25 protein-coding genes are annotated in these 23005 nt (G+C 71.6%); 13 read left to right on the forward strand and 12 right to left on the reverse strand.

Features of this window, described 5'->3' with window-relative positions; translation table 11 throughout:
* The first annotated feature begins 7 nt into the window (after window positions 1–7).
* Window positions 8–436, forward strand: a complete 429-nt coding sequence (locus OKJ99_RS24345) for a hypothetical protein (protein WP_326019507.1) — start codon at window positions 8–10, stop codon at window positions 434–436.
* 17 nt (window positions 437–453) lie between these two features.
* On the opposite strand, the gene OKJ99_RS24350 is transcribed toward OKJ99_RS24345, so the two are convergent.
* Window positions 454–618, reverse strand: coding sequence for a hypothetical protein (locus OKJ99_RS24350; RefSeq protein ID WP_326019508.1), 165 nt, complete (start codon window positions 616–618; stop codon window positions 454–456).
* Window positions 619–649: 31 nt separating this feature from the next.
* Between OKJ99_RS24350 and OKJ99_RS24355 the strand changes: the two genes are divergently transcribed.
* From OKJ99_RS24355 to OKJ99_RS24370, 4 genes are all read left to right on the forward strand, one after another.
* Window positions 650–1606 (forward strand): ABC transporter substrate-binding protein, encoded by a 957-nt coding sequence (locus OKJ99_RS24355; protein WP_326019509.1) that lies wholly within the window; start codon window positions 650–652, stop codon window positions 1604–1606.
* Entirely contained in the window at window positions 1603–2388 is a 786-nt protein-coding gene (locus OKJ99_RS24360) for an ABC transporter permease (RefSeq protein WP_326019510.1), read from the forward strand. The genes OKJ99_RS24355 and OKJ99_RS24360 overlap by 4 nt, the downstream gene beginning before the upstream one ends.
* Before the next feature lie 68 nt (window positions 2389–2456).
* Complete coding sequence (locus OKJ99_RS24365; RefSeq protein ID WP_326019511.1) at window positions 2457–3218, forward strand: ABC transporter permease; 762 nt, start codon at window positions 2457–2459, stop codon at window positions 3216–3218.
* Between the two features lie 32 nt (window positions 3219–3250).
* Window positions 3251–4009 (forward strand): ABC transporter ATP-binding protein, encoded by a 759-nt coding sequence (locus OKJ99_RS24370; protein ID WP_326019830.1) that lies wholly within the window; start codon window positions 3251–3253, stop codon window positions 4007–4009.
* 30 nt (window positions 4010–4039) lie between these two features.
* On the opposite strand, the gene OKJ99_RS24375 is transcribed toward OKJ99_RS24370, so the two are convergent.
* Genes OKJ99_RS24375 through OKJ99_RS24385 form a run of 3 tightly spaced genes read right to left on the reverse strand, consistent with a single transcriptional unit; the run spans window position 4040 to window position 6228 of the window.
* The gene (locus OKJ99_RS24375) at window positions 4040–4600 is read right to left on the reverse strand and encodes a TetR/AcrR family transcriptional regulator (RefSeq protein ID WP_326019512.1); all 561 of its coding nucleotides are present in this window, start codon (window positions 4598–4600) and stop codon (window positions 4040–4042) included.
* Window positions 4601–4658: 58 nt separating this feature from the next.
* Window positions 4659–6050 carry an amidase gene (locus OKJ99_RS24380; protein ID WP_326019513.1) on the reverse strand — a complete coding sequence of 464 codons (1392 nt, stop codon included), beginning with the start codon at window positions 6048–6050 and terminating at the stop codon, window positions 4659–4661.
* Entirely contained in the window at window positions 6037–6228 is a 192-nt protein-coding gene (locus OKJ99_RS24385; protein WP_326019514.1) for a hypothetical protein, read from the reverse strand. Before OKJ99_RS24385 ends, OKJ99_RS24380 begins: the two co-directional genes overlap by 14 nt.
* 123 nt (window positions 6229–6351) lie before the next feature.
* Here OKJ99_RS24385 and OKJ99_RS24390 point away from each other — a divergent pair, with 123 nt between their 5' ends.
* Both OKJ99_RS24390 and OKJ99_RS24395 read left to right on the forward strand, forming a co-directional pair.
* Window positions 6352–7263 (forward strand): MBL fold metallo-hydrolase, encoded by a 912-nt coding sequence (locus OKJ99_RS24390; protein ID WP_326019515.1) that lies wholly within the window; start codon window positions 6352–6354, stop codon window positions 7261–7263.
* A gap of 44 nt (window positions 7264–7307) precedes the next feature.
* Window positions 7308–8180, forward strand: coding sequence for an isocitrate lyase/PEP mutase family protein (locus tag OKJ99_RS24395; RefSeq protein WP_326019516.1), 873 nt, complete (start codon window positions 7308–7310; stop codon window positions 8178–8180).
* A gap of 10 nt (window positions 8181–8190) precedes the next feature.
* Here the strand turns inward: OKJ99_RS24395 and OKJ99_RS24400 are convergent, their stop codons facing one another.
* Entirely contained in the window at window positions 8191–8907 is a 717-nt protein-coding gene (locus OKJ99_RS24400) for a FadR/GntR family transcriptional regulator (protein ID WP_326019517.1), read from the reverse strand.
* 194 nt (window positions 8908–9101) lie between these two features.
* On the opposite strand from OKJ99_RS24400, the gene OKJ99_RS24405 reads away from it, so the two are divergent.
* From OKJ99_RS24405 to OKJ99_RS24420, 4 genes are read left to right on the forward strand one after another with little or no spacing between them, the layout of a single operon-like run.
* The gene (locus tag OKJ99_RS24405) at window positions 9102–10061 is read left to right on the forward strand and encodes a dihydrodipicolinate synthase family protein (RefSeq protein WP_326019518.1); all 960 of its coding nucleotides are present in this window, start codon (window positions 9102–9104) and stop codon (window positions 10059–10061) included.
* Complete coding sequence (locus tag OKJ99_RS24410; protein ID WP_326019519.1) at window positions 10058–10996, forward strand: ROK family protein; 939 nt, start codon at window positions 10058–10060, stop codon at window positions 10994–10996. Before OKJ99_RS24405 ends, OKJ99_RS24410 begins: the two co-directional genes overlap by 4 nt.
* Window positions 10996–11709, forward strand: a complete 714-nt coding sequence (locus tag OKJ99_RS24415; protein ID WP_326019520.1) for an N-acetylmannosamine-6-phosphate 2-epimerase — start codon at window positions 10996–10998, stop codon at window positions 11707–11709. Before OKJ99_RS24410 ends, OKJ99_RS24415 begins: the two co-directional genes overlap by 1 nt.
* A gap of 59 nt (window positions 11710–11768) precedes the next feature.
* A complete protein-coding gene (locus tag OKJ99_RS24420) occupies window positions 11769–13229 on the forward strand; it encodes a sialate:H+ symport family MFS transporter (protein WP_326019521.1) in 1461 nt (486 codons plus the stop codon).
* 21 nt (window positions 13230–13250) lie between these two features.
* Here the strand turns inward: OKJ99_RS24420 and OKJ99_RS24425 are convergent, their stop codons facing one another.
* A complete protein-coding gene (locus OKJ99_RS24425; RefSeq protein WP_407700756.1) occupies window positions 13251–14057 on the reverse strand; it encodes a hypothetical protein in 807 nt (268 codons plus the stop codon).
* Window positions 14058–14386: 329 nt separating this feature from the next.
* On the opposite strand from OKJ99_RS24425, the gene OKJ99_RS24430 reads away from it, so the two are divergent.
* Entirely contained in the window at window positions 14387–15718 is a 1332-nt protein-coding gene (locus OKJ99_RS24430; protein ID WP_326019523.1) for an MFS transporter, read from the forward strand.
* Between the two features lie 42 nt (window positions 15719–15760).
* Here the strand turns inward: OKJ99_RS24430 and OKJ99_RS24435 are convergent, their stop codons facing one another.
* On the reverse strand, window positions 15761–16234 hold the full coding sequence (locus tag OKJ99_RS24435; protein ID WP_326019524.1) for a MarR family winged helix-turn-helix transcriptional regulator: 474 nt from the start codon (window positions 16232–16234) through the stop codon (window positions 15761–15763).
* A 78-nt stretch (window positions 16235–16312) separates the two neighbouring features.
* On the opposite strand from OKJ99_RS24435, the gene OKJ99_RS24440 reads away from it, so the two are divergent.
* Window positions 16313–16687 carry a cupin domain-containing protein gene (locus OKJ99_RS24440; protein ID WP_326019525.1) on the forward strand — a complete coding sequence of 125 codons (375 nt, stop codon included), beginning with the start codon at window positions 16313–16315 and terminating at the stop codon, window positions 16685–16687.
* A 6-nt stretch (window positions 16688–16693) separates the two neighbouring features.
* On the opposite strand, the gene OKJ99_RS24445 is transcribed toward OKJ99_RS24440, so the two are convergent.
* From OKJ99_RS24445 to OKJ99_RS24465, 5 genes are all read right to left on the reverse strand, one after another.
* A complete protein-coding gene (locus tag OKJ99_RS24445; RefSeq protein WP_326019526.1) occupies window positions 16694–17728 on the reverse strand; it encodes a hybrid-cluster NAD(P)-dependent oxidoreductase in 1035 nt (344 codons plus the stop codon).
* Window positions 17725–19005: an aromatic ring-hydroxylating oxygenase subunit alpha gene (locus OKJ99_RS24450; protein ID WP_326019527.1), complete on the reverse strand. Its 1281-nt coding sequence runs from the start codon at window positions 19003–19005 to the stop codon at window positions 17725–17727. Before OKJ99_RS24450 ends, OKJ99_RS24445 begins: the two co-directional genes overlap by 4 nt.
* Before the next feature lie 20 nt (window positions 19006–19025).
* On the reverse strand, window positions 19026–21110 hold the full coding sequence (locus OKJ99_RS24455; RefSeq protein ID WP_326019528.1) for an oxidoreductase: 2085 nt from the start codon (window positions 21108–21110) through the stop codon (window positions 19026–19028).
* Window positions 21111–21255: 145 nt separating this feature from the next.
* Window positions 21256–22005: an IclR family transcriptional regulator gene (locus tag OKJ99_RS24460; protein ID WP_407700758.1), complete on the reverse strand. Its 750-nt coding sequence runs from the start codon at window positions 22003–22005 to the stop codon at window positions 21256–21258.
* A 116-nt stretch (window positions 22006–22121) separates the two neighbouring features.
* Window positions 22122–22886 (reverse strand): IclR family transcriptional regulator, encoded by a 765-nt coding sequence (locus OKJ99_RS24465; RefSeq protein WP_326019530.1) that lies wholly within the window; start codon window positions 22884–22886, stop codon window positions 22122–22124.
* Between the last annotated feature and the right edge of the window lie 119 nt (window positions 22887–23005).

Consider the following 23005-nt stretch of genomic DNA (forward strand, 5'->3'; position numbering starts at 1 on the left):
AGACCTCATGCCCCACACACCAGGCGGCGACCACTACGAGATCCGGACCGAAGGTGGTGTCTCCGGCCAGGTGGTCGTCGGCCGCGACAACACCGTGTCCCGGGTGGAGGGCCCCGCCGCGCCGGCCGCCGTGACGGAGCAGCAACTGGCCGAGCTGCGCGCCGAGTTCGCCCGCGTCCGCGCACTGCTGCCCGACGACGCCCCGGACCGCGCCGGCGAACTCCTCGACGAGCTGGAGGAGTCCGCCACCGCGCCGGAACCCGACCTCTCCACCATGGAGTACGTGCGCCGCTGGTTCGCCCGCCACCTTCCCGCGCTCGCGGGCGCCGTCACCAGCCTCGTCGTCCACCCCATCGTCGGGCAGCTGGTCGCGGCGGCCGGCGGCACCCTCGCCGAGGAGTTCCGCCACCGCTTCGGCGGCGAAGGCACCGCGTAACCGCCCCGGCCCGCCCCTCACGCACCAAGCCCGACCGGGGCCTCGTCCACACCGAGGTCAAGGTCCTCGACCAGCACGGCGAGATCGTGCTGACGCTCACCGCCATGAATCCGCTGCTGCGCCGCGACCAGTGATGATGCGGTACCGGCGGCGGAGGCCCTGTGGCGATCACCGTCAATCACCTGATAAGCAATGATTGTGACGTTACGTCAGGTGAAGACGCGAACGGGTGGGGCGGCCGTGGCCGTCACCACGCTTGCCCTACTGATGACGGCGTGCGGGGACAGCGGTTCGGACGACTCCGGTGGCGGACAGGACACCCAAGTCACCGTCGCCGCACTGCCGTTGACGGACTCCGCCGCGCTGTACATCGCCCGCGACCGCGGACTGTTCAAGAAGGAAGGCCTTGACGTCCGCATCCAGCCCGTCCAGCAGAGCATCCAGGCCCTGCCCGCCCTGTCCAAGGGCCAGGTCGACGTGATCGCCAGCGCGAACTACGTGACCTTCCTCCAGGCCCAGGAGAAGGGCACGCTCGACGTGCGCATCCTCGCGGAGGGCGTGCGGACGGCGCCGCACATGATGGATGTCCTGGTGCCGAAGGACTCCGCCATCAAGAACGCGGACGACCTCAAGGGCAAGAAGGTCGCCGTCAACATCCTCAACAACATCCAGACGCTGACACTCGACGCGATCCTGGACGAGCGGGGCGCCGGCAGGCCCGCGTACCGGCAGATCGCGTTCCCGCAGATGGCGGCCGCCCTGGAGAAGGGGCAGGTCGACGCGGTGCATGTCGTCGAGCCCTTCGACGACGCGATCCAGAACGGCCTCAAGGCCAAGGTGCTCATCGACGGCGCCGCGAGCCCCGTCGAGTCGCTGCCCATCAGCGGATACGTCACCACAGCCCGGTACGCGAAGCAGAACCCGGACACCGCCGCCAAGTTCAAGCGCGCCATCGAGGCCGCCTCGAAGATCGCCGACGCGGACCCCTCCGCCGTCCGCAAGGTGGTGCCCACGTACAGCAAGGTCAAGGCCGCACAGGCCAAGTCGATGGGGCTGCCCGCCTACCCGACCAAGACCGATGTGGACCAGCTGCGCCGCCTCACCGAACTCATGAGGAAACAGGGGCTGTTGAAGAAGGACGTCGACCCGTCGACACTCGTCGTCAAGTGACCGGGCGCGCCCGCCGGGACGCCGGGCTCGGCGTCCTCGGCGTGCTGCTGGCCTTCGGCGTCTGCGAGGCGGTGTCGCGCGCGGGCATCGTGCGACGCGAGTATCTGCCGCCCGCCTCCGATGTCCTGGCCCGCTCCGTCGAGTTGGCGGGCGACCCGGTGTTCCTCGACGGCGTCGGCGCCACGCTGCGCGCCTGGGTGCTCGGGCTCGCGCTCGCGTGTGCGATCGCCGTGCCGGCCGGACTGCTGCTCGGGAGCGTGCCGATCGTCGACGCCGCGGTGCGCGCGATCGTGGAGTTCCTGCGGCCACTGCCGTCCGTGGCGCTGATCCCGCTGGTGTCGCTGCTGCTCGGCTCCGGCACCGAAACGGAGGTCGCGCTCGTCACGTACGCCTCGGTGTGGCCGATCCTGTTCAACACGATGTACGGCCTCGGGGAGAGCGAGCCGCTGGCCAAGGACACGCTGCGCGCCTTCGGTTTCGGCCGTGCCGCGGTGCTGCTGCGCGTCGAACTGGTCGGCGCGGCGCCGTTCATCGCGGCCGGCATCCGCATCTCGGCGGCCGTCGCGCTCGTCGTGGCCGTCGCCACGGAGCTCCTGTCCGGGTTCGGCGAGGGCCTCGGCATCTTCATCGCGCAGGCCCAACAGGCCACGGACGGCAACCTGGACGTGCTCGCGGGCGTGGTGTGGGCGGGTGTGCTCGGCCTGCTGATCAATGGCGTACTGGTCCGGTGCGAGCGGCGGTTGTTCCCGTGGACGCCCGAGCGGCGGGCGGTGCGCGCGTGACACGGACGGTGGTGCGGGCGCCAACTCGCCGCCCAGGTAAGCCGGTCAGGCGGCCGCGGGCCGCGGCCTTGTTGCGCTGGCCCGTCCTCGTCCTCGCCGTCGCGCTCTGGGAGGTGGCGGCCCGCGCGCACGGCAGCGTCTTCTTCCCGCCCCCGTCGCGCATCGCGCGCCACGCGTACGGGCTGTGGTTCTCGGGGCCGCTCCGCCATGTGTTCCTCACCGACGCCGCGTTCGACACCATCGGCCCGAGCCTCGGCCGGATGGCGGCCGGTTTCCTGCTCGCGGCCGCCGCGGGCATCGTGCTCGGCGTGGCGATCGGCCGCTCCCGGCGGGTGTACGCACTGTGCGATCCGGTGCTTCAGTTCGCGCGGGCCGTCCCGCCGCCCGCCCTGGTCCCGGTCTTCGTCGTGGTCCTCGACTTCGGTACGCCGATGCAGATCACGTCGATCGTGTTCAGCGCCGTCTGGCCGGTGCTCGTGAACACCGCGGAGGGCGCCCGCAACACGGATCCACTGCGCCTGGAGGTCGCCGCCGCGCTGCGGCTCACCACGGCGGAACGGCTGTGGTACGTCATCGTGCCGTCCGCGCTGCCCCGCATCTTCGCCGGTCTGCGGCTCAGCCTGTCGCTCGCGCTGATCCTCATGGTGTTCTCCGAGCTGCTGCCGGGCACGGAGAACGGCATCGGCTTCGTCCTCACCGACGCCCAGTCGCGCTCGGACCTGCTCACCGTGTGGGCGGCACTGGCCCTGCTCGGCGTCCTCGGCTACCTGCTCAACACCGGCCTGCTGGCCATCGAGAAACGCGTGCTCGGCACGGGGAGGACGGCATGACGACACACCTCGGCGACGAGGACGGCCCCCACCTGCTGCGCCTCACCGCCATCAGCCAGTCCTACGGCTCCCACCGTGTCCTGCACGATGTGTCCCTGACCGTTCCGCGCGGCCAACTCCTGTGTGTCGTGGGCCCGTCGGGCTGCGGCAAGTCGACGCTGCTGCGCACGATCGCGGGACTGCTCCCCGTACAGGAGGGCACGATCACCGTCGACGGCACACCGGTCACCGGGGTGCCCGACCACCTGGCGGTCGTGTTCCAGGACTACGGCCGCTCCCTGCTGCCCTGGCTCTCTGTCCGCGACAACGTGGCACTGCCGCTGCGCCGCCAGGGTCTGCGCCGCGCCGAACGGCGGGCCGCGGCCGATGGCATCCTGGCACGCGTCGGCCTCGAAGCCTCGGCCCGCCGCCACCCCTGGCAGCTCTCCGGCGGCATGCAGCAACGGGTCGCCATCGCCCGCGCGCTGGTGGTCCGCCCGTCGCTGCTCCTCATGGACGAGCCCTTCGGCTCCCTCGACGCGCAGACCCGCGAGGACCTGGAGGACCTGCTGCTCGACGTCCACCGCACCGACGGCACCACGATCGTGTTCGTCACGCACGACATCGACGAGAGTGTCTACGTCGGCGATCGTGTGGTCGCCCTCTCGCCCGCCCCCGACTCCGGCATCGCGCTCGACCTACGGGTCCAACTCCCCCTGGAACGCGACCAGATCGCGACACGGGGGCTGCCGGAGTTCGTGAAGCTGCGGGCGGAGGTGGGGCGGACGGTGCGGGCGCGGAACCTCAGCTGAAGGGGACGGCGTCCACACCGGGAGCTCTGCTCAGCCGGTCGTGCCGAGTACCTCGGTCACGAGGCGGCGGGCGTACGCGGCATCGATTCCGTCCGGGCGGAAGAGGATCCGGTACATGAGGGGCGCGACGACGCGGTCGATGACCGTCTCGACGGCGGGTGTGCTCTCCCCGCGCCCCTTCGCGCGGGCGAGGACGACGTCGATCTGTTCGGCGGCGTAGACGGAGCACTGGCCCGCGTTGCTGCCATCCGGGTCGCCGAGCAGGGCGTCGCGGATGTAGGCGCGGCCGGCGGGTGAGGCCATCTCGTCGAGGAACTGCTCGGCCCAAACGGTCAGGTCGGCGGAGAGGGCGCCGTGGTCCTTCGGCTCCGTGTCGGGCCGCAGCCGCTCCACCGCCACGTCGGAGAGCAGCGCCTGGAGATCCCCCCAGCGCCTGTAGATCGTCGAGGGTGTCACGCCCGCGCGCTGGGCGACCATCGGCACCGTCACCGCGTCCCGGCCCACCTCGGCGCCGAGTTCGCGGACGGCCTCGTGCACCGCCGCCTGAACGCGGGCGCTGCGCCCACCGGGACGTGCCATCTGCCTGCTCATGAGGTCCATGCTAAAGCGAAATCATTGCGACTAGAGGACTCAGGTGTCTGCGGCTCCCTCATGCCGCTTGCGCGAGCGCGCGGGCGGGCCGGGTCTGCTCGTAGGCGTGCCCGACCCGCAGGAGGGTGCGCTCTCCAAGGGGGCGGCCGAGCAGTTGCATGCCGATGGGCAGCCCGGCCGCGTCGTGGCCGACCGGTACGGACAGGGACGGTATTCCGGTGATGTTGGCCGGTGACGACAGACGTACGTAGGCGTCGGACACCGCCTCGACCGTGCCGTCGGGCCAGGTGATCGTCTCTTGGGAGGCCTCGACGGCGGTCGCCGGGACGGTGGGCGCGGCGACCACGTCGACCTGCCGCAGCACGCGGGCCCACTCCTCCCGCATCAGCGTCCGGGAGCGCTGGGCGCGCAGGTAGTCCCCGGCGGGCATCAGCTCACCGGCTTCGAGGAGCGTGCGCACGTCCGCCTGGTACAGCTCGGGCACCGTACGCAGGGTGTCCTCGTGGTACGCGGTCGCCTCGGGGACCATCAGCCCCCACTGCGTGGCCTGTACGTAGCGGGCCATCGGGATGTCGACCTCGACGAGCCGGGCGCCGAGGTCCGCCAACTGGTCGATGGCGCGCCGCACTTGGGCCTCCACTTCGGGATGGACGTGGTCGAAGTAGTAGGTGCGCGGCACCCCGACGCGCAGCCCTGCAAGGCGCGTGTCGGCGCCCGGCCGGTAGTCCACGGTCGGGGCGTCGAGCGAGGCCGGGTCCTGCGGGTCGTGTCCGACCAGCGCACCCAGGACCAGCGCCGCGTCCTCCACGGTGCGGGCGATCGGGCCGACGTGGTCCAGCGACCAGGACAGGGAGGTGACACCGCGACGGGGGACGAGACCGTAGGTCGGCTTCAGGCCGACGACACCGTTGAGCGCGGCGGGCACGCGGATCGAACCGCCCGTGTCGGTGCTCAGCGCGAAGGTCGCCATGCCGGAGGCGACGGCGACGGCGGATCCGCCGCTGGAGCCACCGGCGACCCGGCCGGCGTCCCAGGCGTTGCTGGTCTGCGGGGTGGTCAGACCGTAGGCGAACTCGTGCGTGTGCGTCTTGCCCAGCAGCACCGCACCGGCCTCGGCCAGGCGGGCGGCGACCGCACTGTCGGCCCGCGCGCGATGACCGGCGCGCACCCGGGAGCTGGCCGTCGTCGCCAGGCCCGCGACGTCGATCACGTCCTTGAGGCCCATGGGCACGCCGTGCAGCGGGCCTCGACGGCGGCCGGCCGCGATCTCGCGTTCGGCTTCGCGTGCCTCCTCTCGGGCGCGTTCGGCGGTGACGGTGACGTAGGCCCCGAGACCTGGCTCCACCTGCGCGATGCGGCCCAGGACCGAGTCCGCCAACTCGACGGGGGACAACCGCCGTTCCCCGATCGCTCCGGCGGCTTCGCTCAGGGACATCTCATACGGCTGCATGGGGCTCCTCCTGCTTCTTCTGCTTCTTCTGCTTCGCCTCCGCGGATTCCGGCCGCTCCGCGCGGTAGGCGAGGGCAGGCGGGGTGTCCCCCAAGTCCAGCTCCCGCAGGACCGAGACGACGGAACGGATGTGGTCGGCGGTGGCCGCGACGGCGGCATGCCGGTCGGCATCGGGCATGGACGGTTCCTCCTTGCACTACAAACGCTAACCATTTGCTTTAGTGGACCGTAGCGCCTACGGTCCACTAAAGCAAACATGTTGCTTTTAGCGCTCAGCGCCACCCCGAAGGACGGCCCCCCCATGACCACCACCCCTTCCTGGACCGTCGGTGACATCACCGTCCACCGCATCGACGAGACACCCCTGCCGCCCGCCACGGGGCCGTGGCTGCTGCCCGGCGCCACCCCGGACCTCGTCACCGAACAGGACTGGCTGCACCCCGACTTCGCCGACGCCGACGGCACCCTCCGCATCGACAGCCACACCTTCGCCTTCACCGTCGGCGGACTCCGCGTCCTCGTCGACACCGGTATCGGCAACGGCAAGGCGCGGGCCAACCCCGCCTGGCACGACCTGAACACCGACTACCTACAGACGCTCACCGCCGCCGGATTCCCCCCTGACTCGGTCGACCTGGTGATCCTCACCCACCTGCACGCCGACCACGTCGGCTGGAACACCCGGAAGGTGGACGGCAGTTGGGTACCCACCTTCCCCCGCGCCCGCTATCTGACCTCGCGCACGGAGCGGGAGTTCTGGGCCGCGTACGACATGGACGAGGCGCGCGAGCAGATGTTCCGGGACTCCGTGATCCCGGTGGAGGAGGCGGGGCTGCTCGACCTCGTCGACGTCCCCGCCGAGGGGGTCACCATCGCCCCCGGCCTGCGCCTGCTGCCCACACCGGGACACACCCCCGGCCACGTGGCCGTCGAACTCACCGGCCGCGGCGGTACGGCGCTCATCACCGGCGACTGCGTCCACCACCCCGTACAGCTCGCGCACCCCGCCATCGGCGCCTGCGTCGACATCGACCCGCAGCGGTCCGAGGCCTCGCGCCGCACGCTGCTCGACTCACTCGCCGACACGGACACACTCGTGCTGGGCACCCACTTCGCCCCGCCCACGGCGGGCCGCGTCGTCACCCACGACGGCGCCTACCGGCTCTCCCCCGTGTCGCCCACTTCCCCCACGGGCCCTCGAAGGGTCGAATGAGGAATTGATCGCGAACGAGGAACCAACCCGGTGGAGGCACGCTCATGACGGACACACGGAATCGGCTGCGGGAGATCCTGCGCGAGCGGTCTGCGGTGCTCGCGCCCGGTGTGTACGACGGGTTGTCGGCGTCGCTGACGGCGGGCGCCGGATTCCGCGCCGCCTACATGTCGGGCGCTGCCGTGGCCGCCGCGAACGGGCTGCCGGACATCGGGCTCGCCACGCAGACCGAGATGGTGCGTCAGGCCGGGCTGCTCGCAGGGCTGTTGGACATCCCGCTGATCGCCGACGCGGACACCGGGTTCGGCGACATCACCCACACCTACCGGACCGTCCAGCTCTACGAAAGCGCCGGGGTCGCCGCGATCCAGCTGGAGGACCAGGAGTTCCCCAAGCGCTGCGGACACCTCGACGCCAAGCGCGTAGTGGATGCCGGGGAGTTCGCCGCGAAGATCGAGGCGGCGGCCGAGGCGCGCCGCGACCCCGACACCGTTCTCATCGCCCGCACGGACTGCCGCGCCACGGACGGCTTCGACGAGGCCGTGCGCCGGGTGAACCGGTACGTGGAGGCGGGCGCGGACATCGTGTTCGTCGAGGCGCCGCAGACCGTCGAGGAGGTGCGGCGGGTGCCGTCCGAGGTCGACGCGCCCGCGCTCTTCAACCTCGTACCCGGCGGCAAGACACCCGACGCGGGGCTCGACGTGCTGCGCGAGGCCGGCTACGCGCTGGTCATCATGCCCCTCCTCAACGTCGGCAGCGCGGCGGCCGCGATGCGCGGCGCCCTGGCCCGTGCCGCCCAGGGCGACCTCGACACTTCCGGGCAGCTGCCGGTGCGCGGGTTGTTCGAGTCCGTCGGGCTCGGGTTCTGGGAGGACCTGCGGGGCCGGTACGACAAGGAGGCAGGACCCCGCGCCTGAACGCCCCGGTTCAGCCCACCGGGCGGGTGGCGGCCGCCACACCGTCCGGCGCAAGGCGTTCCCGGATGCCGTCGAAGTGCGTACGCATCGCCGCCGCCGCGCGGGACCCGTCCCCCGCGGCCAGGGCGTCGACGATCGCCTTGTGGTGGGCGGCGGTGATGGCACCCACCTGGTGGCTGTCGCCGATGTCGTCGCGGACCTGGTCCATGGCCGCCCAGAACGCGTCGAGCACCTCGCTGAGCAGGTAGTTGTCGAGTGAGCGGTAGAGCGCCACGTGGAAGGCGCGGTCCGTGGCCCGTGCGACGCGCCCCGTCTCCGCCTCCTTCTCCATGTCCGCGACGATCCCGCGCAGCGCGTCGAGGTCCTCAGCGGGCACGGACGCCGCCACACTCTCGATCAGGCCCGCCTCCAACGCCTCGCGCACCCGCATGAGTTCGTACAGGCTCGGCTCGCCGTTGCGGTGCCGCACCGCCGCGCGGAAGGCGAGGCCCTTGACGAAGGGGTCGAGGGAGAGCGAGCCCACGAAGGTGCCGGAGCCGCGCCGGATCTCGATGACCTGCAAGGCTTGCAGCGCCTTGAGCGCCTCGCGCAGCGAGACCCGGCTGACGTCGAAGAGCTCCGCCAGCTCGCCCTCGGGCGGCAGCGGGCTGCCCGGCGCGAGACCGCGCTCCAGGATCAGCTGCTTGATGCTCTCCTGCACGTCCGCGGTCAGCGTGGAGCGGGCCACCGACGACTCCTTCCGATCGGCCGGGCGCGACGACCCGGTGTTGCTTCCCGGCACTTGTGCCGGGTGTGACTTACGACGCTCTTGACCTGTGGCGCCCAGCTGAGTCTATGGTGACGCCTGACGTAAGACATCTTACGTCTTACCTCGTGGCCGATCGTCGGCCACACCTCCGCAGCAGCACTGGAGCAGCCGCAATGCCTCTCACCAGCCCTCTCCGCGGGGTCGTCCCGCCCGTCTGCACGCCGCTCGACGCGCGGGGCGACATCGACACCGCCTCCCTGGCCCGGCTCGTCGAGCACCTCATCGACGGCGGCGTGCACGGCCTGTTCGCGCTGGGCTCGACGAGCGAGGTCGCCTACCTCACCGACGCGCAGCGCGCCACGGTCCTGGAGACGGTGGTGCGCGCCGCCGCGGGCCGGGTGCCGGTGCTCGCCGGCGTCATCGACACCACTACGCCGCGCGTCCTCGACCACGCCGCCAGGGCCGCTGAGCTGGGCGCCGACGGGCTCGTGGCCACCGCGCCGTTCTACACGCGCACGCACCCGCTGGAGATCGCCCGGCACTTCCGGCGCATCCGCGCGAGCGTCGACCTGCCGTTGTTCGCGTACGACCTGCCGGTGTCGGTGCACAGCAAGCTGTCCGCCGCGCTGCTGCGGGAGTTGGCGCAGGACGGCACCCTGGCGGGCGTCAAGGACAGCAGTGGCGACGAGGGCGGGCTGCGCCGTCTGATCGTCGAACTGGGCGGCAGGCACGGCCGCGGGACCGGACCCGCGCCCGACTTCAGCATCCTCACCGGCTCCGAACTCACGGTGGACGCCGTCCTGTTGGCGGGCGTCGACGGTGTCGTGCCGGGCATCGGGAACGTGGATCCCGCCGCGTACGTACGTCTCTACGAGGCCGCCCGCGCCGGTGACTGGGAGCTGGCGGCCAAGGAGCAGGAGCGGCTCGTCGAGCTCTTCGGCATCGTCGATGTCGGGCCGGAGGAGGACATGGGGCGCAGCTCGTCGGCGCTCGGCTCCTTCAAGGGCGCCCTGCGACTGCTCGGTGTCATCGACAACGGCGACACCGCGTTCCCGCAGATCCAGCTGAGCGAGGCGTCCGTCGAGAGCATCGCCGTGCGCCTGCGGGCCGCCGGGCTCGCGCCGGTCGAATGAGCGCCGCATCTGGTCCCGTCATCGGGCTCGACCTCGGCGGCACGAAGATCGACGCCGCCCTGGTCGGCCCGGACGGGTCCGTACTCGAACGGCACACCAGGCCAACTCCCGCCAACGATGGGCCCGTTGCCGTCCTCGACGCTCTCGGCGAGGCGGCGCGGTCCCTCGACCACGACGCGCGGGCCGTCGGTGTCGCCGCGGCCGGCGTGGTCGACCCCCGTACGGGCATGGTGACCGCCTCGACCGACACGATCCGCGGGTGGGCGGGCACGGCGCTCGGTGCCGGGCTCGCGGAGCGCACCGGCCTCCCGGTCGCCTGCGACAACGACGTGCGGGCCACGGCCGGGCCCGAACTCGCCGCGCTCGGCGACGACGCCACGCTGTTGTTCGTCGCCGTCGGCACGGGGGTCGGCGGCGCCGTCGCCGCGGGTGGCCGCATGCTGCACGGGGTCGCGGGTGTCGCCGGTCATCTCGGGCACCTGCCGAGCCCCGAGGCCGCGGGCCTCCCGTGCACCTGCGGCGCGAGCGGACACCTGGAGGCCGTCGCCTCTGGGCCCGGCATCACGGCCCTGTACGAGCGGCTCACCGGTCGGTCCGTCGACCGCTTGCAGACGGTCGCCGAGCGCGCGGCGGCCGGGGACGACGACGCGGTCCGCGCGATCACGATCGGCGCGACGGCGACCGGGCGCGCCCTCGGCGGACTCGCCAACGCGCTCGGCCCCGACCGTGTCGTGGTCGCGGGCGGCGTGCCACGGATCGGGCCGCTGTACCGGGACGCGCTGGACCGCGCCTTCGCGAGTGAACTCCTGCCTCTGCTACGGCATTTGAGGCCGCGGCCGCCGCGCAACGGCACGGACGCGGCCGTACTCGGCGCCGCCGCGCTCACCGCGACCGCGCCCCTCCACCACCCCCGACACCAGAAGCAGAACCTCTGATGAATACCAGCACCCCCTCCCCCACTTCCCCCACCGACCTCGCCGAAGCCCTCGCCGGCCGGCTGATCGTGTCCTGCCAGGCCCCGCCCGGCGACCCGATGCGCGAGACCTCCACCCTCGTGCGCCTCGCCCGGTCCGCCGCCGCGGGCGGCGCGGCCGCCGTCCGCGCCAACGAACCCGAGGTGGTGGCCGCGATCCGCGCCGCCGTCGACCTGCCCCTGATCGGCCTCTGGAAGGACGGCGACACCGGCGTCTACATCACGCCGACCGTCCGGCACGCCGTGGCGATCGCCGAGGCCGGTGCCGACGTGGTCGCGATCGACGCCACCGACCGCCCGCGCCCCGACGGCAGCACCTTCGCCGCGGCGGCCGACGCCGTGCACGCGGCGGGCGCCCTGGTGATGGCCGACGTCGCGACGTTCGACGAAGGTGTCACCGCAGCGGCCGAGGGCGCCGACCTGGTGTCCACCACGCTCTCCGGCTACGTCCCCGGCACCCCGGTTTCCCCGCAGCAGGAAGGCCCTGACCTCGACCTCGTCGCCGCGCTCTCCGCGGCGCTCGATGTCCCCCTGGTCGCCGAGGGCCGCATCCGTACCCCGCAGGAGGCCGCGCAGGCACTCGCGCGCGGCGCCCACAGTGTCGTCGTCGGCACAGCCATCACCGCACCCACCGCCCTGACCGGGCAATTCGTCGCAGGACTCACCCAGCGCTGACACATCACCGCCCGCGGCCCGTGCTCAATGCCGAGGCGGTCCGACATCATGGAGACATCGTGCGCCACACAACCCACGACACACGTCCCTGGTACCGCGAGGTGACCGGTACCCAGTGGAAGTCGTTCTTCGCCGCCTGGGTCGGCTATGTCCTGGACGGCTTCGACTTCGTCCTGATCACCCTCGTCCTCACGGAGATCAGTGACGACTTCGGGCTGAGCACGGTGGAGGGCGCCAGCCTGGTGTCCGCCGCGTTCATCACCCGGTGGATCGGCGGCGCCGTGCTCGGCGCCCTCGGCGACCGCTACGGCCGCAAGCTCTCGATGGTCATCAGCATCCTGCTGTACTCCATCGGCACCTTCGCCTGCGGCTTCGCCTGGGACTACACCAGCCTGTTCGTCGCCCGGCTCGCCATCGGCATGGGGATGGCGGGCGAGTACAGCGCCAGCGCCACGTACGCCATGGAGAGCTGGCCCGCGCGGCTGCGCAACCGGGCGAGCGGGTTCCTCATCTCCGGATTCTCGGTCGGTTCGGTACTGGCCGCCGAGGTGTACAAGTGGGTGGTGCCGACGCTGGGTTGGCGGTGGATGTTCTACATCGGGATCATCCCGATCGTGGTCGCCCTGTGGCTGCGCCGGGCGCTGCCGGAGGCCGCCGAGTGGAGCGAGACGGTCGAGCAGCGGGCGACGAAGCCCAACCCCTTCCGCCCGCTCTTCGCGACGACCAACACCGTCCTGGCGGTGGCCGCGACGATCTCCCTCTTCGCCGTCTTCACCCCCATCGGGGCGGGGTACGTGCCCGTGCTCGCCGTCGTCGCGGGCGTCAGCCTCATCGCGCTCGCCGCGCAGCTGGGCGGGCGCCGCAGCTGGCCGCTGTACGTGGCGATGACCGTGACGGTGTTCTTCGCGTTCCTCTACACCTGGCCCATCCAGGCGCTGCTGCCGACGTACCTCAAGTCGGATCTCGGCTACTCCCCGGACCAGGTCAGCAACGCGATGTTCTTCGCGGGCTTCGGCACGATGGCGGGCTGCTGGCTGGCCGGGTTCGTCGGCGACTGGATCGGCACGAAGAAGGCGTACGCGCTCACACTCATCGCCTCGATGGTGTTCGTCTTCCCGGTGTTCGCGGTCAAGGACAACCTGCTCCTGCTGGGCTCGCTCCTGTTCGTGCTGCAAGGGCTCAGCTTCGGCATCTCCGGGCTGCTGCCGCGCTACATCGGCGGCCACTTCCCCACCGAGAACCGGGCGGCCGCGCTCGGCTTCACGTACAACGTGGGTGCGCTCGGCGGTGCCGTGGCCCCGGTCCTGGGCGCGTCGCTGGCCGACGGGATGCCACTCGGCCGGGCCTTGGCCGTCCTCACCTTCGCGGGCACCATCATCGTCGTCGCCCTCGTCGGCCTGGACGTCCCGGCCCGCCTGAACCGCCTGACCGACCCGGACGCGACACACGACCACCTGGCGGTCGACCTGCCGGCGCCGGTGGCCGACACCCCGCAGCCGAACGGGGCGGGCAAGGCCTGAGGGACCGGGTGCGCCGCCCCGTCACCACCAGGCGCGGCGCACCCGCAGGCTTCCGGTGTCCACGCACCCGACACCGTTGACGACCTCCTCGGTGTCCAGGCTCCAGCCGACGACGCCGTTGCCCTTGCGGCCGAGTTCGATGAGGCGCTGGGACGTGTTCCGGGTGCCTTCCTGCACCTGGCACTCCAGGACCGACGTCCACGCCTTCCCGTCGACCGCCGACCCGAAGGCGAGCAGCGGCAGGACGACGACGGTCAGCGCCAGCGACACCCACTGCTCGGCTGCGGCGAACCGGCCGAGCCACCGCCCCGGCACGTAGTCGTCCTGGTGGTGCCTGCGGCCGCGTCGCCCCGCCCGGTACTCCACGACGACCCCCTGCCGCAGCCCGTACGCCACGATCCCGGTGCCGAGGCCCCACCAAGGCCCGTAGAAGCAGGCGGCGATGATCCCCACGGCGACCGGATTGACGACGGTGAGCGCCACCCGCCGCGCCGCCTGCGCCACCCCGCTCCCCTTCGGGACGGCGCCGCGCGCGGCGAACAGGGCGAACACGACGCGGGACACCACGACGCCGAGCACCGACCCGAGTGCGGGTTCGGTGAGCAGCATGCCGATGAGCACGTCGGGCCAGTTGCTCAGCTCCATCCCGACGAACACATCGCGAGCGGGCTCGCCACCGCCGACCGTGTAGGCGACCTTCACGGCGGGGATCGCGAGGGCGAGCGCCAGCAGGAGCGTGTGCCCCGGCCCGCCCTTCTGGTCGAGGGACCGCTCCTGCGGTGTGGGCGGGTGTTCGTCGCGTACGGCGGTGCCAGGCATGCGGGCCATGAAACAGGGGCGGGCCCGTCGAAGGACGGCGCCACGCGCCCCGGACACCCCTACGGGGCGGTCCGGTAGCATCATCGGCATGTCTGCTGCTTCGTGCGCGGCCGCTTGCGCCGCGGTGACGAGGACGCTCCGCTAGCGCGGGGCGTCCCTCTCACTTCTGCTTTCTGTTTTTCTGCGGAACGTCCCGTCGCTCCTCGGTCGAACCGGAGCGGCGCGTTTGTGCTGCTCGGAATCTCCTCTGGGCAACGGAGCACTCTGTGTTTTCAGGCAATCCCTTTTCGCGCGGGGGCAGTTCGTCCCCGGTGCGTGCGTGGCTGGTGCTGTGCTGCATGGCCATGCTGCAGTTCTTCATCGCGGTCGACGTGACCGTGGTCAATGTCGCCCTGCCCTCGATCGGCGCCGACTTCGGCGTCGACGGGCACACCCTGACCTGGGTCGTGGTCGGGTACACGATCACCGGCGGCGGTCTGCTGATGCTGGGCGGTCGGCTGGGCGACGTGCTGGGCAGGCGCCGCGTCCTCCTGCTCGGCACCGCGCTGTTCGGCGCCGCGTCCTTGCTGGCGGGTCTCGCGCCGTCGTTCGCGGTGCTGGTGGCGGCCCGGCTGCTCCAGGGCGCCGGGGAGGCGATCGCGCTTCCCGCGGCGATGGCGGTGATCGTGCTTCTGTTCCCCGAGGGGCCGCGCAGGTCGCGGGCGCTGAGTGTGTGGGCGGCCGTCGCGAGCTGCGGCCTCGTCCTCGGGTTCGTGGTCTCCGGTGTCATCACCGAGCTGCTCGGCTGGCGGTGGATCTTCCTGGCGTCCGTACCGTTCATCCTGATCGTGTTCGCCGCGGCGGTGTTCCTCGTGCCGGGCGAACGGCCCGCAGGGCGCGCTCCTTTGGACCTTCCCGGTTCGGTCCTGCTGATCGCGGCGCCGTTGCTGTTCACCCTCGGCGTCGTCGAGGCGGGGGCGGCGGACGGCACCCTGCCCTGGCTGCCGCCGGTGGCGCTGGGCGGCGCGGTGGCCTCCGGCATCCTGTTCGTCAGGGTCGAGCGCCGGTCGCGGAATCCGCTGGTGCCGCTGCGGTTCTTCCGCAACCGGCCGCGCGTCCTGGCCAACGCCGCCACCGCACTGCTGAGCGCTGCGCTGTCCACATCGTTCCTGCTGTTCACGTACTACTTGCAGGACCGGTTGGGCGCCGGACCGCTCCAGGCCGGGCTCACGATGCTGCCGCTGGCGGTGTCCCTGATCGCGGCCTCCGTGCTGGTGCCCCGGCTGCTCGGGCGCTGGGGCGCCCGGGTCTGTGTGCTGGCCGGGATCGGCTTCACCGTCCTTGCGATGGCCGCCATCGCGCTGGTCTCCGCGCTCGGGGCGGCCGGTTGGGCGATGGTCCCGGCCATGACGCTCATCGCGGCCGGGATGGGCTTCGGGATCGTCGGGCTGCAATACGTCGCGGTGACCGGCGTGACCGAGGACGACGCCGGTATCGCCTCCGGCATCCAGCGGGCCGCCGACCAACTCGGCGGATCGACCGGTGTCACGCTCTACGTGGGCATCGGTTTTGCTCCCGCCCTCGATGGCTTCGACCCGTTCCTGGCGAGCAGCTGCCTGGCCGTCGCCGGACTGGCGGCGGCCGGCGCCATCACGGGACGGATCTCCGCACCCGCCGCGGTGACGGAGTAGCCGACCGGGGCCCGGGGACCACGCGCTCCCCGGGCCCCTGCTTCACCAGACCGGCCGGAGCGGCGGAATCGCGTCGCCCGCCAACGTACGGACGATGGCCGCGAGTTCGGCCCGGGGCAGCTCCCGACCGGCCTCACGGAGCCGCCCGGCCAGCTGCGCCTCCAGCTCGTGCAGGATCCCTCCGGCCACCGCGAGGTGCTTCATGGCCTTGTCGGTCAGCACGACGAGCTTGCGGCGGCCACCCGCGGGATGCGGCTGCCGTTCCACGTACCCCCGCTTCTCCAGGTCGTCGATGATCTGGCCGGCGGCCTGCTTGGTGACCCCGAGCCGCTCGGCGAGCTCACTGCTGGTGGCACCGGACCCGCGCAGCACCTGGAAGACCAGACCGTGCACAGGACGCAGGTCGGAGTAGCCGGCGGCGTCCACACGGCTGACGAACTCGGTGAGGACCAACTGGAAGGCCATCCCGAGCAGGAAGGTGAGTTCGGTGCGCTCGAGCGGGTCACGGGTCTCCATGCCCTCATCTTGACACACCCGAATAAAGCCCCTTTACTCGTCACGAGTAAAGGGGCTTTACACACTACGGGAGGCGTCATGAACGTGGTCAGCGAGAGCGAGCAGCGGACGACGAGGACCCCCGCCGGCGCGACGGTCGGTCTGGCCGCGCCGAGTCAAGGGAGCACCGAAGTCGCCACGTGGCGGGTGGAGTTCGGAAGCGGGTCCGGCACTCCCGTGCACATCATCGACCGCGAACAGGTCTGGATGCCGCTGACCGGCGAGTTCGCGGTCGAGGTGGAGGGCGGGACCGGTCGGGCCACGGCGGGACAGGCCGTCATCGTGCCCGCGGGCACGGTGCGGCAGTTGACGGCCGTGGGCGGCCCGGCGCAGGCGCTGGTCGCCATGGCGGTCGGTGGCAAGGCGATGCTGCCCGGCAGCGAGGACCGGATCCCGCTGCCCTGGGCCGAGTGACCGCGGCTACACGTCGATCACCAGGTCCTCCCGCGGTGTCGAACAGCACAGCAGGATCTTGTTGTTGGCGATCTCGCGGGGGCGGATGCCGCCCGTGTGGTGCATGTCGACCGAGCCGGACAGGAGGGTCGTCTTGCAGGTGCCGCACATGCCCCGCGCGCAGGATGCGGGCAGCGTGATGCCCTCGCGGGCGGCGGCCGCCAGGACGGGTGTCTCGGGGTCACATTCGATGGTGCGTCCGGTGCGGGCCAGTTGGACCTTGAAGCCGGTGCCGACGCCGGATTCGGGTTCGGCTGCCGGCGGCGGCTCGAACGTGAAGCTCTCCTCGTGGTGGTGGGCCATGTCGAAGCCCTCGGAGGTGAGCATCCCGCGTACGGCCTCCATGTAGCCGGCCGGGCCGCAGGTGAACACCTCGCGTTCGGCGAAGTCGGGGGCGAAGGACCGCAGCACCTGTGCGTTCAGCTGCTCGTCGTGGTCGTCGAGGAGGTGGCGTACCCGGAAGTGGGGGGACGCGGCCGCGATGAAGTCGAGTTCCCGGCGGAAGATGATGTCGTCGAAGGTGCGGGCGCTGTGGACGAAGGCGACGTCCACGGGGTGGGCCAGGTCGTACAGCGTGCGGGTCATCGACATCAGCGGGGTGACACCACTGCCCGCCGACAGGAACAGGTACTTCGGAGCGGGGTGCTGGTTGATGGTGAACCGGCCGAGGGGGCCGCGCGCCCACACGGTACTGCCGGGTGTCAGGTGGTCGTGCAGCCAGGTGGACACGTGCCCGCCGGGGACCCGTTTCACCGTGATGGTGGCGAGGTCGGGGCGGGTGGGCGCCGAGGAGAGGGTGTAGCAGCGCTCGACGGGCTCGCCGTCGATGTCCAGGCAGAGGGTCAGGAACTGGCCGGGGTCGTGGCGGAAGAGCCGCGGTTCGGTGGGGGCGAGGACGAACGTCTTCACGTCCGCCGTCACGTCGAGTATCTGCTGGCACACCAACAGGCCGTCGGCCCAGGCGGGCGGCGCTCCCGCCGCCGTCAGCGTCGCAGTCGTCATGGCCCCTCCAGGTGCGCCGTGAGCCGGGTGATGTACCAGGTGACGAAGGACTCGACCTGGGATTCGGTCGGGCTGTAGAGGCCCGGCGCGTACGCGGGGCTGCTCACGCCCAGTTGGGCCCGGGAGACGAAGACCGCGTCCTGTTCGTTGGTGGCCACCCAGACCCCGGTCAGGGTGTCGAGGTCGTAGTCGATGCCTTCCTCGGCGTCCGCGTGCACGAGCCATGTGGTGCGTACGAGGGTGCGGTCCGCGGCGAGCGGGACGACGGAGAACAGCACCGCGTGGTCCGCCGAGAAGTGGAACCAGGCGTTGGGCTGCAGGTGGAGACCGAGGTGACCGAGGCGCGCCGTCGGGAAGTCGGCGAGCAGACGGCGTACGGCGGCCTTGCCGTCGGGGGTGAAGGACTCCCCCGCGAGGTCGAGCGGTTCGCGCTCGATACGGAACCCGGTGGGGCGCTCGACCAGTTCCTCGATGGCGGCGTAGGGCAGGCCGAGGGACTCGAACGTGGCACGGGCCTCCGCGTCGGCCTTCTGGAAGCGTTCGAAGGTGGCCCGCATGCCGGGCGGCACCTCGTTCTCGGTGAAGTTGTAGAGGGGGAAGTAGCAGCGCTGGAGTTCGGGGTGGCCCGCGCAGTGGTAGCACTCGCGGTTGTTCTCCATGGCGAGCTTCCAGTTGCCGTGCTCGACGAGGTCGATCTGCTTGGCCACCTTGGCGCGCGCCAGGTTGTGCGGCGCGAGGTAGGGCTCGACGCGGGAGGCGAACTCGCCGAAGTCGGCGGGCGGTTCGGCCGCCAGGGACAGGAAGACGAGGCCGGCGACCGTGCGAACGTGGACGGATCGCAGGCCGAAGCACGAGCGGTCGAAGTCGGGCGGCTGCGACTCGGCGTGCAGCAGCGTCCCGTCGACGCCGTACGTCCAGTGGTGGTAGCCGCAGACGATGTTGCCGACCGAGCCGCGCTCGTCGTTGAGGATGCGGGTGCCGCGGTGGCGGCACACGTTGTGGAAGGCCCGCACCTCCTCGTCGTCGTCACGGACGACGATGACGGAGTACGCGCCGACGGTGAGCGTGATGTAGTCGCCGGGTTCGGGGAGTTCGGCCTCGGCGGCCGCGAAGATCCAGCTGCGGGCGAAGACGGCGTCGACGTCGAGACGGAAGAACGCGTCGCTCGTGTAGAAGGGTGCTTCGAGGCTGTGGCCGGGGATCCGGCGGGCGACGAGGTCGGCGGGGGCGGCGTGGGAGGCGGCCTCGGAGGCGGTGTCGGAGGCGTGAACTGTCATGGTGTCTCTCCGAGGACTCGTCAAACGGGCAGGCACAGGCGCAGCGCGTCGTATACGGCGGCGTGGATGTTGCGGCTGGTGACCGCGTCGCCGATGCGGAACAGCTGGTAGCGGCCCGCCTCGTTGCGGACGACGGTCTGTGCCTCGCGGGCGAGGAGTGCCTGGTGGTCGACCTCGCCGAAGTTGCGGGAGGCGGGAAGCAGTTCGGTGTACAGCTCGTCGTTGGGGAGGGTGCCGTGTTCGACGACGACGTGGTCGACGGCGCGTTCGGTCTCGGTGCCGGTGTATTCGCTGAACAGGGTCGCCACCAACCGACCGCCACCGTCACGGGCACCGCCCCCGCCCCCGTCCCGGCGCACAGAGCGCAGGCGTCGAGTGAGTGTCACGGTGACGTCGTGCTCGGTGAACGCCCGTAGATAGGCAGGGGAGTTCATGCCGCCGACGTCGGGTGCCAGCGCCCGCTCCGGTGTCACGTACTCAAGGCGGGCGCCGTGCGTGGCGAGGAGTTCCGCGGCGTCCATGGCCGGGTAGCCGCCGTGGTCGTCGTAGATCAGGACCTCGCTTCCGGCGCGCGGGCGCAGGGATCCTGACATCACGTCCCAGGTGTCCGCGACGAGCCCTTCCCCTGCGGTGAGGAAGGAGCGGTTGGGGAGGCCGCCGGTGGCGACGATGACGAGGTCGGGATGTTCGGCGAGCACGTCCGACGGTTCGGCGTACGTGCCCAGGCGCAGGTCGACGCCGAGGTGTTTGCACTCGGCGACGCGCCAGTCGACGATGCCGAGCAGGTCGAGGCGGCGAGGGTTCTGTGCGGCGAGCCGGATCTGTCCGCCCGCCTGGTCGCCCGCTTCGAACAGCACGACGTCGTGGCCGCGTTCGGCGAGGACACGGGCGGCTTCGAGACCGGCCGGGCCGCCGCCGACGACAACTGCCTTGCGGCGCGGCCCCGTTGCGGCCGGGACGGTGTGGGGGATCTGGAGTTCACGGCCGGTGGCCGGGTTGTGGACGCACTTGGTGTCCCCGGAGTCGTAGATCGCGTCCAGGCAGTAACTCGCCCCGACGCAGGGGCGGATGCGGTCCTCGTCACCGGAGGTGATCTTGGCGACGAGGTGCGGGTCGGCGATCTGCGCGCGGGTCATGCCGACGAGGTCGAGGAGGCCTTCGCGCAGGGCGTGCCGGGCGGTGGCGGGGTCGGCGATCCGGGCGGCGTGCATGACGGGGATGTCGAGGCGGCGGCGTATCTCGCCGGTGAAGTCGAGGAAGGGGCCGAGCGGGGTGCCCATCGACGGGATCGTCCTCGACAGGGAGGCGTCGGATTCGATGGTGCCGCGGATGGCGCTGATGAAGTCGATGCCGTCGGCGGTGAACTGCTCGGCGGCGGCGAGGCCTTCGGCGAAGGTGAGGCCGCCGGGGAGGTCTTCGTCCAGGGCCATGCGGATGCCGACGACGAAGTCGGGCCCCACGGCCTCGCGCACCGCGCGGATCACCCGGTGGGGGAAGGCCATTCGGTGCTCCAGGTCGCCGCCGTACTCGTCGTCGCGGTGGTTGGTCGCCGGGGAGAGGAAGCCGTCGAAGAAGTGGCCGTAGGACTGCAACTCGATGCCGTCCAGGCCGCCTTCCCGGCAGCGCACCGCCGCGGCCGCGTAGTCGGCGACGATCCGGTCCAGGTCCCAGGGCTCGGCGGCCTTGGGGAACGCGCGGTGCGCGGGCTCGCGCAGCGGGGAGGCGGCGACCACCGGAAGCCAGTCCCCTGTGTAGTTGCTGGTGCGGCGCCCGAGGTGGGTGACCTGGCACATGACGGCCGCGCCGGCCGCGTGCACGTCGTCGGCGAGCAGTCGCAGCCAGGGCACGATCTCGTCGCGGTAGAGCAGCAGGTTGCCGAAGGAGGGCGGACTGTCGGGGGAGACGACCGCGGAGCCGCCGATCATCGTCAGGCCGACGCCGCCGCGGGCCTTCTCCAGGTGGTAGGCGCGGTAGCGGTCCTTGGGCAGTCCGTCCTCGCCGAAGGCGGGCTCGTGGGACGTGCTGACCACTCGGTTGCGAAGGGTGAGGTGCTTCAGCCGGAAGGGCTGGAGCAGGGGATCCAGGTTCGTGTTCGGTGCGCGCACGACAGCTCCAAGGGAGACAGGGAAGCTCTGTGGCCCGGATGCAATGACCGCAAGGGCGCCTTGTTTCGCGATACGAAACAACAACGCGATGCGAGACAAATGTGCGGCGCACGAGACCGCGTCGTCAACCCCTACCGCTGCGTAATCAGCCGCGCCGGATGTAGCCCTTGCGCCACGAGATCTTTTCGCCGGCCGCCACCAGCTGTTCGGCGAGCCCGGAGATCGTGTGGTCGTTGATCCGGAACGTCGGCCCCGAGACGGTCACGGTGGCGATGACCTCGCCGTTCAGCGACCTGATGGGGGCGGACAGCGAGGCGAGCCCGATCTCCAGCTCCTCGCTGATGACGCCGTAGCCCAGTTCGCGGACCCCCTGCAACTGCTCCTTCAGGAGCGCCGGGTCCGTGATGGTGTGCGGCGTGAACTCCTCCAGCGACTGCTCGAGGACCTCGGCGGCCTCCGGCTGCGGCATGTGTGCCAGGAAGACCTTGCCCGCCGACGTGGCGTGCAGGGGCGTGCGCTTGCCGACCCAGTCGATGCTGGTGATGGCCGCGTTGCCGAGCACCTGGTCGATGCTGATGACGGCCTCGCCGTCGTAGACCGCCACGTTCACCGTCTCGCCGACGGCGGCGGCGAGCTCCTGACAGACCGGCCGGCTCAGCAGCGACAGGTCGTTGCCCTTGGTCGCGCCGCCCGCGAGTTCGACCACGGTGTAGCCGATGCGGTAACTGCCGCGCTCGCTGTCCTGCTCGACGAGGCCGCGCGCCTCCAGCGTGGCGAGCAGCCGGTAGACGGTCGACTTGTGGATGTCCAGGGCATCGGCGATCTCGGTGACGCCGGACGGCCCCTGCACGGCCAGCACTTGGAGGATCGACACCGCCCGGTCCACCGACTGCACCGACGTGTCCCGCGCGCGACCTTTGCTGCTCATACGGGGAGCCTATCCAGGAAGCGCCTGCGCACACCGGTGGCGCTCGCCCCGGACCGGCCCCGCCGGGCTCAGCCCCGCCGGGCTCAGCCCCGCTTGACCTGCCCCCGGCGCCAGGAGATCCGCGCCGCGGCCGCGAGGAGCAGACCGGCCAGGGCGGGCGTGGTGTCCTCGCGGATGCGGAAGGCGGGGCCCGCGAGGGTGACGGCGGCGACCACCGTGTCGTCCAGGGCGCGGACCGGCGCGGCGAGGGAGACGAGACCGATCTCGTACTCCTCGAACGAGACGGCGTAGCCCCGTTCGCGTACGGCGGCGAGATCCTTCGCGAGGTGCTCCTGGCGGGTGATGGTGCGGGGCGTGTACCGCTCCATGCGCTTGCCCCGGGGCAGCTCCGAGGGCAGCCGCCCGTGCCGGTCCGGGGCGGGGTGGGCGAGGAAGACCTTGCCCGCGGCGCTGGCATGCAGCGGGCAGCGCCTGCCGACCCAGTCGACGCTGGCGATCGACGCCTCGCCCGCCACCTGGCCCACGGTGACCACGTCGCGGCCCTCGCGGACGGAGACGTTCACGGTGTCGCCCGCGGCCTGGGCCAGCTCCTGGCAGACGGGGCGGCTGAGCAGGAACAGATCGGTGTTCTTCGTGGCCGCGGCGGCGAGTTCGGTGAGCGGGTGGCCGATGCGGTAGCGGCCCCGCCCCGCGCCCTGTTCGACCAGGCCGCGCGCCTCCAGAGTAGCGAGCAGCCGGAACACGGTCGTCTTGTGGACGCCGAGCTGCCCGGCGATCTCGGTGACGCCGCAGGGCCCGCGCACGGCCAGGATCTGCAGGACCGACACCGCACGGTCGACGGACTGCACCGCACGATCGCGCGCTCGCCCACGGCTGCCGGTCGTCACCACAGCGCCCTCCAGCTCTCCGCCTCGGCGGCCCAACTCGCCGCCCGTAGACGTTAATTCGCGGTTGCCCGGATGCAAGA

Source organism: Streptomyces endophyticus (assembly GCF_035798155.1).
Classification (GTDB): Bacteria; Actinomycetota; Actinomycetes; order Streptomycetales; family Streptomycetaceae; genus Streptomyces; species Streptomyces endophyticus.

Bases quoted from the DNA above. Each gene is read 5' to 3' on its own strand.
- OKJ99_RS24410 (WP_326019519.1), top strand. From the start codon at position 10,058: ATGAGCGCCGCATCTGGTCCCGTCATCGGGCTCGACCTCGGCGGCACG.
- OKJ99_RS24395 (WP_326019516.1), top strand. From the start codon at position 7,308: ATGACGGACACACGGAATCGGCTGCGGGAGATCCTGCGCGAGCGGTCT.
- OKJ99_RS24430 (WP_326019523.1), top strand. From the start codon at position 14,387: ATGGCCATGCTGCAGTTCTTCATCGCGGTCGACGTGACCGTGGTCAAT.
- OKJ99_RS24440 (WP_326019525.1), top strand. From the start codon at position 16,313: ATGAACGTGGTCAGCGAGAGCGAGCAGCGGACGACGAGGACCCCCGCC.
- OKJ99_RS24450 (WP_326019527.1), bottom strand. From the start codon at position 19,005: ATGACAGTTCACGCCTCCGACACCGCCTCCGAGGCCGCCTCCCACGCC.
- OKJ99_RS24345 (WP_326019507.1), top strand. From the start codon at position 8: ATGCCCCACACACCAGGCGGCGACCACTACGAGATCCGGACCGAAGGT.
- OKJ99_RS24390 (WP_326019515.1), top strand. From the start codon at position 6,352: ATGACCACCACCCCTTCCTGGACCGTCGGTGACATCACCGTCCACCGC.
- OKJ99_RS24385 (WP_326019514.1), bottom strand. From the start codon at position 6,228: ATGCCCGATGCCGACCGGCATGCCGCCGTCGCGGCCACCGCCGACCAC.
- OKJ99_RS24415 (WP_326019520.1), top strand. From the start codon at position 10,996: ATGAATACCAGCACCCCCTCCCCCACTTCCCCCACCGACCTCGCCGAA.
- OKJ99_RS24445 (WP_326019526.1), bottom strand. From the start codon at position 17,728: ATGACGACTGCGACGCTGACGGCGGCGGGAGCGCCGCCCGCCTGGGCC.
- OKJ99_RS24375 (WP_326019512.1), bottom strand. From the start codon at position 4,600: ATGAGCAGGCAGATGGCACGTCCCGGTGGGCGCAGCGCCCGCGTTCAG.
- OKJ99_RS24380 (WP_326019513.1), bottom strand. From the start codon at position 6,050: ATGCAGCCGTATGAGATGTCCCTGAGCGAAGCCGCCGGAGCGATCGGG.
- OKJ99_RS24405 (WP_326019518.1), top strand. From the start codon at position 9,102: ATGCCTCTCACCAGCCCTCTCCGCGGGGTCGTCCCGCCCGTCTGCACG.
- OKJ99_RS24425 (WP_407700756.1), bottom strand. From the start codon at position 14,057: ATGGCCCGCATGCCTGGCACCGCCGTACGCGACGAACACCCGCCCACA.
- OKJ99_RS24435 (WP_326019524.1), bottom strand. From the start codon at position 16,234: ATGGAGACCCGTGACCCGCTCGAGCGCACCGAACTCACCTTCCTGCTC.